The sequence below is a fragment of the Streptomyces africanus genome, assembly GCF_002150735.1.
Lineage (GTDB): Bacteria > Actinomycetota > Actinomycetes > Streptomycetales > Streptomycetaceae > Streptomyces > Streptomyces africanus.
The window spans coordinates 1-711 of record NZ_MUKA01000625.1 but is presented as its reverse complement, the minus strand read 5'-3'; the positions used below and the strand labels follow the sequence as shown (position 1 = coordinate 711).

General features: G+C 71.6%; 1 protein-coding gene. It reads left to right on the top strand.

Annotated elements, in window-relative coordinates:
- A partial coding sequence (locus CCL05_RS42830) for a BBE domain-containing protein (protein ID WP_208641756.1) occupies nt 1–667 on the top strand: 667 nt, incomplete at its 5' end.
- Between the last annotated feature and the right edge of the window lie 44 nt (nt 668–711).

Here is a 711-nt window from a genome sequence, read left to right as displayed (position 1 = left end):
CGGCGGCAACCCGACCGTCTCGGTCGCGGCCTTCTCCCTCGGCACCTACGGCGAGCTGAAGAACGCGGTCGACCGCCTCGCCGACCGCGTCGGCGCCCCGGCGAGCAGCGTCTCCCTGAAGCGCCGCTCGTACGAGGAGTCGATGGAGGTGTACGCCGGCTGCTCCTCGTTCCCGACGGACGCCCAGTGCCATCTGCCCGGCTCGACCCCGGGCCGGTCCCCGAAGGGCGCGCTGGGCCGCGAGACGTACGCGGCGGCGTCCGACTTCTTCGACCGTTCCCTCTCGGCGGCCGGTATCCGCACACTGCTGTCCCAGATCAGGTCGGTACGCGGCGGCACGGGCAGCATCGCCCTCACGGCCCTCGGCGGAGCGGTGAACCGGGTCTCCCCGACGTCCACGGCCTTCGTCCACCGCCGCTCGCGCATGCTGGCCCAGTACATCGCCGCCTGGCGTCCCGGCACGACGGGCACCACGGCCCGCGACTGGCTGGCCTCCGCCCACAAGTCCATGCGCCCGCACGCCTCAGGCGCGGCCTACCAGAACTACACGGACCCGACCCTCACCAACTGGCGCCAGGCGTACTACGGCGACGCGGCCCCCCGCCTGAAGAAACTGAAGAACGAATACGACCCGAACCGCTTCTTCACGTATCCCCAGGCGCTGTAAGGGCCTAGCTGCGAGCGCTCGTGCCGCTCAGCCTGCGGGCAGTC